The sequence below is a fragment of the Pseudomonas sp. P1_C12 genome (genome assembly GCF_056406435.1).
Map to the genome: position 1 here is coordinate 15,855 of NZ_JBFUAE010000025.1, position 12,731 is coordinate 28,585.

11 protein-coding genes and 1 pseudogene are annotated in these 12,731 nt (G+C 61.1%); 3 read left to right on the top strand and 9 right to left on the bottom strand.

Annotation, left to right across the window (positions count from 1 at the left end; all coding sequences use genetic code 11):
- Window positions 1–168 precede the first annotated feature (168 nt).
- Both AC1D19_RS27990 and potE read right to left on the bottom strand, forming a co-directional pair.
- Window positions 169–2,454 carry an Orn/Lys/Arg family decarboxylase gene (locus AC1D19_RS27990; protein ID WP_477765288.1) on the bottom strand — a complete coding sequence of 762 codons (2,286 nt, stop codon included), beginning with the start codon at window positions 2,452–2,454 and terminating at the stop codon, window positions 169–171.
- Complete coding sequence (potE, locus tag AC1D19_RS27995) at window positions 2,451–3,860, bottom strand: putrescine-ornithine antiporter (RefSeq protein ID WP_477765289.1); 1,410 nt, start codon at window positions 3,858–3,860, stop codon at window positions 2,451–2,453. The genes AC1D19_RS27990 and potE overlap by 4 nt, the downstream gene beginning before the upstream one ends.
- A 182-nt stretch (window positions 3,861–4,042) precedes the next feature.
- Here potE and AC1D19_RS28000 point away from each other — a divergent pair, with 182 nt between their 5' ends.
- A complete protein-coding gene (locus AC1D19_RS28000) occupies window positions 4,043–4,372 on the top strand; it encodes a hypothetical protein (RefSeq protein WP_477752762.1) in 330 nt (109 codons plus the stop codon).
- 124 nt (window positions 4,373–4,496) lie between these two features.
- Window positions 4,497–4,913, top strand: coding sequence for an organic hydroperoxide resistance protein (locus AC1D19_RS28005; RefSeq protein ID WP_007991821.1), 417 nt, complete (start codon window positions 4,497–4,499; stop codon window positions 4,911–4,913).
- A gap of 117 nt (window positions 4,914–5,030) precedes the next feature.
- Here the strand turns inward: AC1D19_RS28005 and AC1D19_RS28010 are convergent, their stop codons facing one another.
- The 6 genes and pseudogenes from AC1D19_RS28010 to AC1D19_RS28035 form a co-directional block, all read right to left on the bottom strand.
- Window positions 5,031–5,540: a copper chaperone PCu(A)C gene (locus tag AC1D19_RS28010; RefSeq protein ID WP_477765290.1), complete on the bottom strand. Its 510-nt coding sequence runs from the start codon at window positions 5,538–5,540 to the stop codon at window positions 5,031–5,033.
- Between the two features lies 1 nt (window position 5,541).
- Window positions 5,542–6,147: an SCO family protein gene (locus AC1D19_RS28015; protein ID WP_477752760.1), complete on the bottom strand. Its 606-nt coding sequence runs from the start codon at window positions 6,145–6,147 to the stop codon at window positions 5,542–5,544.
- Window positions 6,148–6,327: 180 nt separating this feature from the next.
- On the bottom strand, window positions 6,328–7,212 hold the full coding sequence (locus AC1D19_RS28020; RefSeq protein WP_477765291.1) for a ChaN family lipoprotein: 885 nt from the start codon (window positions 7,210–7,212) through the stop codon (window positions 6,328–6,330).
- A 52-nt stretch (window positions 7,213–7,264) separates the two neighbouring features.
- Window positions 7,265–8,032, bottom strand: a complete 768-nt coding sequence (locus AC1D19_RS28025) for a heme ABC transporter ATP-binding protein (RefSeq protein ID WP_477765292.1) — start codon at window positions 8,030–8,032, stop codon at window positions 7,265–7,267.
- Window positions 8,032–9,015, bottom strand: coding sequence for a FecCD family ABC transporter permease (locus AC1D19_RS28030; protein WP_477765324.1), 984 nt, complete (start codon window positions 9,013–9,015; stop codon window positions 8,032–8,034). Before AC1D19_RS28030 ends, AC1D19_RS28025 begins: the two co-directional genes overlap by 1 nt.
- A gap of 166 nt (window positions 9,016–9,181) precedes the next feature.
- A pseudogene (locus AC1D19_RS28035) lies at window positions 9,182–9,325 on the bottom strand (hemin-degrading factor); the annotation flags it as partial.
- Between the two features lie 114 nt (window positions 9,326–9,439).
- Between AC1D19_RS28035 and metE the strand changes: the two are divergent.
- On the top strand, window positions 9,440–11,728 hold the full coding sequence (gene metE / locus AC1D19_RS28040) for a 5-methyltetrahydropteroyltriglutamate--homocysteine S-methyltransferase (RefSeq protein ID WP_477765293.1): 2,289 nt from the start codon (window positions 9,440–9,442) through the stop codon (window positions 11,726–11,728).
- A 293-nt stretch (window positions 11,729–12,021) separates the two neighbouring features.
- Here the strand turns inward: metE and AC1D19_RS28045 are convergent, their stop codons facing one another.
- On the bottom strand, window positions 12,022–12,693 hold the full coding sequence (locus AC1D19_RS28045) for a class I SAM-dependent methyltransferase (RefSeq protein ID WP_477765294.1): 672 nt from the start codon (window positions 12,691–12,693) through the stop codon (window positions 12,022–12,024).
- Window positions 12,694–12,731 lie beyond the last annotated feature (38 nt).

The following is a 12,731-nucleotide window of genomic DNA, read 5'->3' on the forward strand; positions in this document are numbered from 1 at the left end:
AGAGCGCTGTGATCGAATTTGCCCATAGGGATTTGTGGGGGCGATGCAAAGCAATGTAGGAGCGAGCCTGCTCGCGATGGCGTCGTGTCAGGCAACAGTGATGTTGGCTGCAAAAACGCTATCGCGAGCAGGCTCGCTCCCACAGGGGTTGCGGTGAACCTGCGTGACTTATTTCAGTACCAGCATCCGATAAACGCCGTCCTCGACTTCGATCCCGTGGGTGTCATGGGTGAAGCCGGGGAAGGATTTGTCGAAGGCTTCCAGTGCCTTGAGATACGCCAGCAATGGACCGTCCGCAGGCCCTGCGTTCTCACCCGGCATGAGCAACGGGATGCCTGGTGGATACGGCACGATACCGGTCGCGGCAAGACGCCCGGCGGCTTCGTTGAGGGTCACCAGTTCGATGTCGTTGCGCACCAGTTTTTCGTAGGCCTCCACCGGGCTGAACTCGGCCTTTGGCAGGGTGCCGAAGGCCTGGGACATGTTGGCGGTGGTCTTGTGTTTCTTCATGGCGGCGAAGATTTCGTCGGCCAGATCCTTCAGGCCCATGCCGGCATAGCGGTGCTGGTTGGCGTTGTACAGATCGGGCAGGCACAGCTCGAGCTCGGCGTTGTCGTCGTAATCACGCTTGAAGTCGAGCAGGGCATTGAGCAGCGTGCCCCATTTGCCTTTGGTGATACCGATGGAGAACAGGAACAGGATGGTGAAGTCGGTGGTTTTCTCGACCACGATACCCTGACGCCCCAGGTACGCGGTGACTACGCAGGCGGGGATGCCGTTGGTGAGCAGGTTGCCGTCGTCGCCCATGCCCGGGGCAAGTACCGAAACCTTGATCGGGTCGAGCATGCAGTAGCCGTCTTCGATGTCACCGAAACCGTGCCATACCGCGTTCGGGTGCAGGACCCAGCAGTTCGGGTCGGTTTTAAGCGTAGCCGGGTCGACCTCATGGAACGGCACGGTCGCTGCGCCAACCTGTACGGTCGGCGGCTGCCAGCAGGTGAAGAACCAGTCATCCTTGCTCAGCATCTCGTTGTGCATGCGCGAGAGCACCTGGCGGAAGCTGATGGCTTCTTCAATCGATTCGCTGGTGAGGATCTGCCCGCTCGGCGCTTCCATCATTGCCGAGCTGACGTCGCAGGACGCCATGATCGCGTAGTTCGGCGAGGTCGAGGCGTGCATCATGTACGACTCGTTGAAGCGCGCATGTTCGATCGGGTTACGGCCGTCGCGCACGTGGATCATCGAGGCCTGGGACAGGGCGGCCAGCAACTTGTGGGTCGACTGGGTGGCGAACACGGTCGGCTTGGACTTGTCGTGATCGGCAGGGTTGCCGTGCATGGCATGGCGCCCGCTGTACAGCGGGTTGAAGCGCGCATAACCGTACCAGGCTTCGTCGAAGTGCAGACGGTCGACACTTTCGCCCAGCAGCTCTTCGACACGGGTGACGTTGTAGGTCAGGCCGTCGTAGGTGGAGTTGGTGACAATGGCGTGCACGGGTGTCGGGTCGATGCCTTCCTTGACCAGCGGGTTGTTGGCGATGGCGGCTTTCACGCCTTCGGCACTCAGGGTCTGCGGCAGGATCGGGCCGATGATGCCGTAGCGGTTGCGGGTCGGCACCAGGTAGGTCGGAATCGCCCCGGACAGAGTCATCGCATGCTCGGCGGACTTGTGGCAATTGCGGTCGCACAGGGCGATCTGGTTGCGCGTGACGCTGGCCATGAGGATGACGCGGTTGGACATCGACGAACCGTTGGTCACGTAATACGTGCGGTGGGCGCCGAAGACCTTGGCGGCATAGCGTTCGCCCTGGCCGATAGGGCCGCTGTGATCGAGCAGCGAACCGAGTTCGCCAACCGAGATCGACAGGTCGGAACGCAGCAGGTTCTCGCCGAAGAACTCGTAGAAGGCCCGGCCTGCGGTGCTCTTCAGAAACGCGGTGCCGCCGGCATGGCCGGGGGTGTGCCACGAGTATTCATAGTTGCGGGCAAACTTCACCAGCGCGCCGAACATCGGCGGCAGGGCGGCCTGGCGATAGCGTTCGATGGCCGCCAGGATGCGTCCGCTGAGGAAACGGGAGGTGTCCTCGGGCAACCAGATGAAGTCGTCGGCGTGTTGCATGACCAATAATGGAATGGTCGACGCGGTGGTACGGTCGCTGATCAGGAACACCGGCACCCGGGTGTTGCGCTCACGCAGCTTGACCAGCAATTTGGTGCAGTCGGCATGGCCTTCGCTGGTGTCCATTTCCCATCGGATGAGCACGCATTGAATGGCCGGGTCAGAGCGCAGGATCGAGGCGGCATCGGTGAGGCTTTCCGAGGCCAGAACACTGACGCCACGTCCCTCTACGTCGTGGACCAGTTGGTCCAGGGCGCGGCCGAACACCGTTCGCTTGTCCGGCGGACTGCTGACCAGTAGCGCCAGCATGCCCAGCGAGTGTTTATATTCCGTCATGCTTGAACCTCCATAGTGGCTGTATTCAGATTATTCACCGGCACTGGCTCGGCGGTGAGGTGCTGCGCGCTGACGGTTTGCGTCGGTACGCTGTTGTTGAGAGCTTCGAGGCGGATCAGGCGGTTGTTGACGAAGCCGAACAGGGTGTAACCGAAGATCGTGGCCACGCCGCCCAGCATCAGGGCCTGCTCACCGGAGCTGTACAGTGCCAGGTAGCTGTAGGCCGCCGCGATCAGGGCAATGACGTTGGTCACCAGTGCCTTGCCTTCCGGCACGTTGGAGACTTTCTGCATGGTCATCAGCGCGGCCATGGACAAGATGTAAGGCACCAGGTTGGTCACCACCGCGAGATTGACCAGGGTGTCGAACTGCTTGCTCAGGTCAGGGCTGATGGTGAGCAGGGCCAGCGCGGTCTGTGCGGCGAGCAGTACCAGCATGCCGACAATCGGCGTTCCCGCTTTGTTGGCCTTGGCGAAGATCGACAGGAAGTAGCCGGTGTCGGCCGAGCTTTTGTACACCTGGGCAATCGTGAACTGCCAGCCCAGCAACGAGCCGATGCAGGCGAGCACCATGGCCGCCATCACGATGTCGCCGACCATCGGGGTGAACATCTTGGCAAACACCAGGCCGAACGGTGCGGTGGACGCGACCAGTTCTTCGTTGCCGACGATACCGAAGATGACGTTGGTGGAGACGATGTAGATCACCGCCGCACCCAGGGTGCCGCCCAGCACGGCAATCGGTACGTTGCGCTCAGGGTTTTCCACCGCGTCGGTGTTGGCGCAAGCCGATTCCAGGCCGAGGAAGGCCCACAGGGTGATCGCCACCGAGGCGCCTGCCGCTTCGAACCAGCCTTTGTCGTGAGGGTTCCAGCCTGCGGCGTAGACGCTGCTGTCGAACCAGAACCAGCCCACCGTGGATACCAGCACCACCGGGGCAATCACACCCCAGACCGTGATCGCACCGATCCGGCCGGTGATGCTGGCGCCGCCAAAGTTGGCGAAGGTGGTGATCCACAACAGAGCAATAGTCGCCAGACCTACTTGCAGCGAATCGAGTTTTATCCCGAACAACACCTGGATATAACCAGCCGCAGTAATACTGATCGCCACGTTGGCAATCAACAGCGACAGACCGTAGGTGTAGTTGGTGATGTAGTTACCCGCTTTACCGAAGGTGTATTCGGCATAACCGCCCATGCCGCCGGTCTTGCGGCTGAGCATCCCGCATCGCGCAAACGCGTAGGCCAGAGCGAGGGAACCGGTGGCCGTCACCAGCCAGGAGAGGATCGAAATTGCACCGACTTCCGCGAGTTTCGTCGGTAGAAGCACAATGCCGGAGCCCAACATGTTGACGGCAGTCAACATTGTCAGTTGCCCCACACTCATTTTCTTTGCGACTGACATTCCGTTGCCTCACTTAGTTGGCGATTGAGAGTCTTAGCTATAGCAAAGGATTGAAAACTCGCAAGAAATGACATTGCCCATCTCGTTTTCGCTTTAATTTGCAGAAAAGGCACGATGCTGGCCCCCAAGTTTAAAAATCCTCAGCAAAATTAGTTAATTTTCAGCCAGTTAAATAGGTCAAGATGCGCAAAATATGGATCGCGTTAATCCCGCTGGTAGTTGCGGGTGTAGCTAATTCGGCTCAAGCCAAAGAACTGGCCAGCAATGATCAGTACATGTGCAGTTGGGGTGCGGGCACCGCTGCAAGGGCACAGGAACTCAAGCTTGCAGGCGTTTCTTTGTATGCCGCCCGCCAGAAAATTCAGGTCTACAAGTTCGCCAAAACCTGGATGCGCATGATGGCACTTGGCATTACAGAGCAAACTTATGACAGTCCGTCGCGATTCAAACCGACTGCTGTACGGCAGAGCTTTTATGAGGACTGCGTCAGGTACAAGTTGGCGCGTAAATAAACAAGAAACGGGCGCTGGTCGGATCGACCACGGTGTGGGCGTGTGACGTCTATATTGATTGACCATCCCAGCGACCCGATGGGGTGTTAAAACCGGTTTCTTACAACTTAATCAGGAGGTCACCATGAACCAGATCGATAAAGTGTTGTACACCGCCAAAACCCACACCACCGGCGGGCGTGACGGCGCCTCCCGCAGCTCCGACGGAATCCTCGATGTGAAGCTGTCGTCGCCAGGTGCGGGCGGTGGCGGTACTAACCCTGAGCAACTGTTCTCTGCCGGATGGTCAGCCTGTTTTATCGGCGCCATGCAGGTTGCGGCCAGGGAAATGAAAGTGGCGTTGCCCAAGGATGTGGCCGTCGATGCCGAAGTCGACCTGGGCACCAATGAAGGCGGCTACCTGCTCCAGGCGCGGCTCAATGTCAGCCTGCCAGGGCTGGATCGCGAAACCGCGCAGAAAATCGTCGACACCGGGCACCAGTACTGCCCGTACTCGAAAGCCACGCGCAACAACATCAACGTCGTACTCAAGCTGGTTTGAGTTGACATGAAAAGGTCTTGATCAAAAAAAGATCGCAGCCTGCGGCAGCTCCTACACCGATTTCGTAGGAGCTGCCGCAGGCTGCGATCTTTTTGGTGTTGCAATACTACGGGAAAATCAATTCATCTTGCTGTGATCATGCATCATCGAGCTGTGATCCATAGTGCCAATCGCCTTGGCAACGGCTTCAACCTGAATCGACTCTTTCTCACCCCCGGCGTCTTCCACGGTCAGGGTCAGCGGCACCTTGTCGCCTTCCTTGATCTGGCCCGTCAGGTTCATGAGCATGATGTGGTAGCCGTGGGGATCGAAGCTCACCGCTTTACCGGCGGGCAGTGCGACGGCGCCCACCTGCTGCATTTTCATCACGTCGTCTTTCATGCTCATTTCATGGATCTGCACAAGCCCGGCAACCGGCGTTTGCACGCTCAGCAGTTTGCTGTCGCTGCTCGCGGTGACGGTCATGAAGGCACCGCTCGACGGCTGGCCGGCCACGGTGGCGCGGACCCAGGCGTCTTCGACCTCGGTTTGTGCCGACGCCTGAAAGGCCAGGCCGACCAGGGACAAGCCCAGCGCCAGTTGCTTGCAGCGTTGTGCGAAACGGTTTTTAGCCTGCGGGGCATTCATTTCAGCAAACCTCCATCACGGTGAGCAGGTCTTCTGCGCACTCTTGGGCCGTCAGGGACGTGGACAGTCCCAGGCGCAGAGTGCCCCGGGAGTCGAAGACATAGCTGGTCGCGGTATGGGAGAGGGTATAGGTATCGCCGCTCGGGACTTTTTCAAAAAACACGCCAAATTCCTTGGCGGTGGCAGCGGTTTCTTCCAGGGTGCCGTACAGCGCTTCAAAACTCGGGTCGAAGGCTTTTACGTATTTATCGATCATCTCTGGCGTGTCGCGCTCAGGGTCCAGGGTGATGAAGATCACCTGCAGCCTTTCGCCATCGCGACCCATCAGCTTTTTGGCCTGGGCCGCGCGGGCCAGGGTGGTCGGGCACACGGCCGGGCACTGGGTGAAACCGAAGAACACCATCGGCATCAGGCCGCGATAGCTGCCCAGCATCCGGGTTTCGCCCTGAGCGTTCTTGAGCTTGAAGTTGCGCCCCATGATCTTGTCGCTGAGGTCTTTGCCGTACTTGAACGACAGCTTGCTGCTGTCGTCGCAACCGGCGAGCAGGCCCAGGCTCAACAGGCCCATGCCTTGCAGGACCGTTCGGCGGGTATACACAGTACTCATGAAAAAAAGCATCCTGTTGAACAGGCTGAAATGACAGCGTGATGACTGTACAGACGAAAAAATCGTGGGGATGTTAACAAACTGTGTCGGTGCCGGAGGGGCGGATACGACCATTGGACCGACACAGAGGCGTGACATAGTGTCGCGCCGGAACGGGGCTTGATGATTTTGTAGGGGGGATTAACGACGCAGCTGCGCGCAATGATCCTCTTCCGGTTGTGCGGCGGTGTACCACACGTAATCCGCACTCTCGGCAGTCACGGTCTTGCCCACTTCGGCCAGGATCAGCACCGCATTCCCTTCACCGGCACCGAGGTCTTTCAAGTGCAATGGCACCCCCAGGTCCTTGCGCACGTGGAAGGCACCGGCCAGCAACAGCGCAGGTAGAGGCGCGGCCATCAGGCGCTCCGCCATGCGCCGGTCACGCTGTTGCTGCACAGCGAGCATCGCCGGCATCTGTGCTTCGGGCAACAGACCACAATGGGATTCGCGGATGTCGTCCAGCAAGGTCGCCTGCACCTGTTGGGTGGTGGACGCTTGCCCCGTGAGTACCGGGCGCTGTTTGTAGATCTGCATGATCTGCGCGCGGTCCAGGTTCGCCGCCAACAGCGGATACGGTTGTCGCAGCGCGTAGGTGACCAGTGCGCCATAAACACTCCAGTCCCAATTGGCCTGCCAGGCCAGCGCCGTGAACGCATCGGCCGGTGGCTGTCCGGCGCGGGTCGCGGCTTGGGCGGCATCGACCCTGGCCTGTTGATCGGGATTGAGCATTTCCATCAGCAGACTGCCCTGGGCGCGTTGTGCCGCCAGTTCGCGCAGCAACCACAGTTGCAGGGCGTGGTGGTCCGGGTTGTCGTGCTGCTCTCCGACCAAAACACGTGGGGCAGCGGCCAGGCGTTGGACCAGTTCTTGCGGCGTCAGCGTGCGGCCCGTGGCGAGTTCACGGATGACCCCGAAGTCAGTGTGATCACGCCCTTGCGGGGCGATCGACGCCGGCAGTGGTGTAACTTGATGGGTTTGGCAGGCAGCCAACAGGCTGAATGCACAGAGCAACACAAAGCGCATCGGTTTTCCTTATTGGACAGATGCCCCCTCGATGACAGAGGAGGGGGCGGTATCAGCGCGCGATGATCAACGGGTGGCCGCGTTCCGGATGCTGGTGGATCAGCACCTCCAACCCATAGACCGCCGCCAGCGCTTCGGCGGTCAGCACCTCGGCCGGTGGACCGTAGGCGTGGGGCAGGCCCTGTTGCAACAACAGTAGTTGATCGCAGTAACGTGCGGCCAGGTTGAGGTCGTGCAGAATCACCAGCACCGCCGCCCCGCGCTCGGCGAAATCACGCACGGCTTGCAAAATGGTGTGCTGGTGCAGCGGATCGAGCATCGACGTCGGTTCATCGAGCAGCAGGGTTTGCCCTTCGGCACCCGGCCACAGTTGAGCGAGCACCCGCGCCAGATGCACGCGCTGGCGTTCACCGCCGGACAGGGCCAGGTAACTGCGTCCGGCCAGATGAAGCGCATCGGCAGCTGAAAGCGCCTCGGCGACGATTTCGCCATCGCGCACGCGGCCGCTGGCGTGAGGCAAGCGACCCATGCCCACGACGTCATTGACCGAGAACGCAAAGTTCAGGCTCGAACTCTGCGGCAGCACGGCCAGACGTCTGGCCCGTTCCTGACCCGGCCAGTCGGCGAGTGGACGCTCGTCGAGGCTGACCGTGCCTTCGCTGCTCGCCAGTTCGCCGCATAAAGCGGTGAGCAGGGTGCTTTTGCCGGCGCCATTCGGCCCCAGCACACCCAGTACTTCACCGGGGCGCAACTCGATATCGATGTTCGCCAGTACCGTGCGCTTGTCACGGCGTACCAGCAAGTTGTTTGCCCGCAGCATCAGGAACGCCCTCGTACCAGCAGATAAAGAAAGAACGGAGCGCCGATCAGTGCAGTCACGATACCGATGGGTAATTCGGCTGGCGCCAACAGCAGGCGCGCCGCCAGATCAGCCAACAACAGCAGGCTGGCACCGGCCAGTAACGACGCGGGCAGCAACACCCGGTGATCCGGGCCGACCAGCAGACGCATCAGATGCGGTACCACCAGGCCGATAAAGCCGATCAGGCCGGCCGCCGCGACGGCCGCACCGACGCCGAGCGCCGTGCACAGCACCAGCTCAAGCTTGATCCGCTCGATGTCGAAGCCCAGGTGACGGGCTTCCGACTCACCCAGCAGCATGGCATTGAGCGCCGCCGCCCGACGGGGCAACCACAGCGCCACGCCCAGGGTGACGATCAGCAACGGCCACAAGCGCAGGTAGCTGGCACCGTTGAGGCTGCCCAGGTTCCAGAACGTCAAGGTGCGCAAGGTCGCGTCATCGGCCAGGTAGGTGAATAGCCCCACGCCGGCACCGGCCATGGCCGTCATCGCCACTCCCGCCAAGAGCATGGTGGCAACGTCGGTTTGCCCGTTGCGGCGACCAAAGCGATACACCACCGCCGTGACGATCAAGCCACCGGCGAAGGCGCTGACCGACAGCAGATAAGGTTCGATCGCCGCTGGCATGCCACCGAGCAGACTGCCGCCGACGATGGCGAGGGCGGCACCGAGTGCCGCGCCACCGGAAACACCGACCAGACCCGGATCGGCCAAGGGGTTGCGGAACAACCCCTGCATCGCCACGCCGGACAACGCCAGTACCGAACCCACGGCGATGCCGAGCAAGCTGCGCGGCAGGCGAATCTGACCGAGGATCAACTCCGCCTGCTGCGTGTCGCCACCGTCAAGCGGCAACCCGAGCAGGCGCATCCCGCCCAGCAAGGTATCGCCCAGCGGCAGGCTGACCGGCCCGAGGGCCAGGGACAGCCAGAACACCAGCACCAGCAACAGCAGCAAAAAGATCAACGTCGGACGCGGCCGAAAAATGGCCGTCATGGTTTGATCCCGGCGGTCTGCGCTTTGGCGTTCGGGTAGAACGCCGTGGCACAGGCCGGCAGTGTCTTGATACGCATCGGGACTATTCCTTAGCCGATCAGAGGGGGTGGTGGGCATCGAAACCTTCGTAGCGGGTGATGATGCCATCGCCGCCCGGCTTACGCACACGCCACAGTTCGGTCACGCCAGTGGTTTTCAGATGCAGGTTGAACATTGGGGCGAGCACGCTGAACCAGGTGTCCATCCTGCGCAGGCTGTGCAATGTCATCGATCATGAGAATAACTTGTGATCATCACGATTAAAATGAGTTTGTCTCACTCGTTGGCACTGTCGACAATGGCCCCATTGAACGCATTGGAGTTATTTGACATGGCTGTGGCCCATTCCCTTGGATTTCCGCGCATTGGTCGCGACCGCGAACTGAAAAAGGCTCAAGAGGCGTTCTGGAAGGGCGAGCTCGACGAAGCCGGTCTGCGCACCGTGGGCCGCGACCTGCGCAAGACCCACTGGGACTTGCAGAAAAAGGCCGGGATCGAGCTGTTGCCGGTCGGTGACTTTGCCTGGTACGACCAGGTTCTGACCCACTCGCTGATGTTCGGTGTGATCCCTGAGCGCTTCCGCCCACACGATGGCAAGGCCAGCCTGCAAACCCTGTTCGGCATGGCGCGCGGTGTGAGCGACAGCTGCTGCGGCGGCGCGCATGCCCAGGAAATGACCAAGTGGTTCGACACCAACTATCACTACCTCGTGCCTGAATTCAGCGCCGATCAACAATTCCAGCTCGGCTGGGATCAGCTGTTCGAAGAAGTCGAAGAGGCCCGCGCACTGGGGCACCACGTCAAGCCGGTGATCATCGGCCCGTTGACTTACCTGTGGCTGGGCAAGGTCAAGGGCGCCGAATTCGACAAGCTGGAGCTGCTGGATCGTCTGCTGCCGTTGTACGGTCAAATCTTCCAGCGCCTCGCGGCACAAGGCGTTGAATGGGTACAAATCGACGAGCCGATCCTGGTCCTCGATCTGCCGCAGGACTGGAAAAACGCCTTTGAGCGCGCCTACAACCTGATTCAGCGCGACCCGCTGAAGAAGCTGGTCGCCACTTACTTCGGCGGTCTGGAAGAGAACCTGGGCCTGGCCGCCAACCTGCCGGTGGACGGTCTGCACATCGATCTGGTGCGCGCACCTGAGCAGTTCCCGACCATCCTCGACCGTCTGCCGGCCTACAAAGTGCTGTCGCTGGGCGTGGTCAACGGCCGCAACGTCTGGCGCTGCGACCTGGAAAACGCCCTGGCCACATTGCAGTATGCTCACGAGCGTCTGGGTGATCGCCTGTGGGTTGCGCCATCCTGCTCGCTGCTGCACAGCCCGGTTGACCTGGGGCGTGAAGACAAGCTCGATGCCGAACTGAAAAGCTGGCTGGCGTTTGCCGTGCAGAAGTGTGAAGAAGTTGCGGTGCTGGCTCAGGCGGTGAAAGAACCGGAAGCGCCGAAGGTGCTTGACGCGCTGACTCGAAGCCGTGCCGTGCAGGCCAGCCGTGCTGCGTCGCCGCGCATCCACAAACCGGCCGTGCAGGCACGCGTTGCCGCGATCACCGCCAAGGACAGCCAGCGTCATTCGCTGTTTGCCCAGCGTATCGAGAAGCAACGCGCCGGTTTGAACCTGCCGCTGTTCCCGACCACCACCATCGGTTCGTTCCCGCAAACCGCGTCGATCCGTCTGGCTCGCCAGTCGTTCAAGCAAGGCAAGCTGACCGAAGCCGAATACACCGAAGCGATGCACAGCGAGATCCGTCACGCTGTGCAAGTGCAGGAACACCTGGGCCTGGACGTGCTGGTGCACGGTGAAGCCGAGCGTAACGACATGGTCGAGTACTTCGCCGAGCAACTCGACGGCTATGTGTTCACCCGTTTCGGTTGGGTCCAGAGCTACGGTTCGCGCTGTGTGAAACCGGCGGTGATCTTCGGCGACCTGAGCCGTCCGCACGCCATGACCGTGGAGTGGATCCGCTACGCCCAAGGCCTCACCGACAAAGTGATGAAGGGCATGCTGACCGGTCCTGTGACCATGCTGATGTGGTCGTTCCCGCGCGAAGACGTGAGCCGCGAAGTGCAGGCCCGCCAACTGGCCCTGGCGATTCGCGACGAAGTGGTGGACCTGGAAGCCGCCGGGATCAAGATCGTGCAGATCGACGAAGCCGCGTTCCGCGAAGGCTTGCCGTTGCGCCGGGCGCAGTGGCAGCACTACCTGGACTGGGCGACCGAAGTGTTCCGCCTGTGCGCCTGCGGCGTGCGTGACGAAACCCAGATCCACACCCACATGTGCTACAGCGAATTCAATGATGTGATCGAGTCCATCGCCGCCATGGATGCCGACGTGATCACCATCGAAACCTCGCGCTCGGACATGGAACTGCTGGATGCGTTCGAAGCCTTCGCTTACCCCAACGAAATCGGCCCGGGCGTGTATGACATCCACTCGCCACGGGTGCCGGACTCCTCGGAAATGGCCAACCTGCTGCGCAAGGCCGCCAAGCGTATTCCCGCCGACCGCCTGTGGGTCAACCCGGACTGCGGCCTGAAAACCCGCGGCTGGCCGGAAACCGAAGCGGCGCTGGTGCACATGGTCAATGCGGCGCGCCAGCTGCGTAAAGAGTGGGCCTGACGCTGTATTGGGTGCACCGCTGAGCCCTGTAGGAGCGAGCCTGCTCGCGATGGCGGAGTGTCAGGCGACATTGATCTTGAATGTACTGGCCTCATCGCGAGCAAGCTCGCTCCCACAATGATTTGAGTGGTTCGCAGATGTTGCGTACAGCCGTTGAACCTGTAGGAGCGAGCTTGCTCGCGAAGGCGGTGTGTCAGGCGACATTGATGTTGAATGTGCCGGCCTTTTCGCGGGCAAGCCCGCTCCCACAGGATTGCATGGTAGTCAGCACCTGCGTGAAGGATTTGCATCAATCACCGCCGCGGCTCGGCCACCAATAGCAATGACTGTGGCACAGGGCTTTGCGGGTGCTGCGGCTCCTGCAAGCCGGCTAGCGTAAAACCCGCCATGTCCAGCGCATTGAGCCAACTGGACAAGGTACGGAAATACCACGGCATGGGCTGCCACTGGCCCTTGAACCCGGCGAAGGTCTCTTCCCGCCAGCCATCCTGATAGTCACCCGCCGCAGCAGCCCACGGGTGCAGCGTCTGGATCACCAGCGCGCCACCCGGAGCGAGCAGGGCGTTCATGGCGGCGAGCAGGGGGATGATGTCCTGATGCAGCAGGGCAAAATTGGCGCAGATCAGGTCGTAGTCGCGGCCAATATCGACTTTCGCTTCGGCCAACGCCTCATAGCTCGCCACATGCACCTTCGACGAACCCGCCGCTCGCGCCGCCTCCACCAGCGTCACGTCGCCATCCACACCCACCGCGTCAATGGCCCGTTCAGCCAGTGCGCGCAATAACCAGCCTTCGCCGCAACCCAGGTCGAGTACACGCACGGGCTGACGACCCAGCACCGCCAGCAGAATGGCCTGGTCGGTGACCTTGAGGCGGCTTTCGATGGTGCCGCTGCGGATGGCGTCAATCCAGGCCTGGGCGTTGTGGTGCCAACTGTCGAGGAGGGTGGATTCGGGGGCTGACATGGTCGATGTCCGGCGTGATGGCTTGGATGAAAGGATAG

Excerpts from the sequence above, each read along its gene's own strand:
- AC1D19_RS27990 (WP_477765288.1), bottom strand. The coding sequence starts at position 2,454 with ATGACGGAATATAAACACTCGCTGGGCATGCTGGCGCTACTGGTCAGC.
- potE (WP_477765289.1), bottom strand. The coding sequence starts at position 3,860 with ATGTCAGTCGCAAAGAAAATGAGTGTGGGGCAACTGACAATGTTGACT.
- AC1D19_RS28000 (WP_477752762.1), top strand. The coding sequence starts at position 4,043 with ATGCGCAAAATATGGATCGCGTTAATCCCGCTGGTAGTTGCGGGTGTA.
- AC1D19_RS28005 (WP_007991821.1), top strand. The coding sequence starts at position 4,497 with ATGAACCAGATCGATAAAGTGTTGTACACCGCCAAAACCCACACCACC.
- AC1D19_RS28010 (WP_477765290.1), bottom strand. The coding sequence starts at position 5,540 with ATGAATGCCCCGCAGGCTAAAAACCGTTTCGCACAACGCTGCAAGCAA.
- AC1D19_RS28015 (WP_477752760.1), bottom strand. The coding sequence starts at position 6,147 with ATGAGTACTGTGTATACCCGCCGAACGGTCCTGCAAGGCATGGGCCTG.
- AC1D19_RS28020 (WP_477765291.1), bottom strand. The coding sequence starts at position 7,212 with ATGCGCTTTGTGTTGCTCTGTGCATTCAGCCTGTTGGCTGCCTGCCAA.
- AC1D19_RS28025 (WP_477765292.1), bottom strand. The coding sequence starts at position 8,032 with ATGCTGCGGGCAAACAACTTGCTGGTACGCCGTGACAAGCGCACGGTA.
- metE (WP_477765293.1), top strand. The coding sequence starts at position 9,440 with ATGGCTGTGGCCCATTCCCTTGGATTTCCGCGCATTGGTCGCGACCGC.
- AC1D19_RS28045 (WP_477765294.1), bottom strand. The coding sequence starts at position 12,693 with ATGTCAGCCCCCGAATCCACCCTCCTCGACAGTTGGCACCACAACGCC.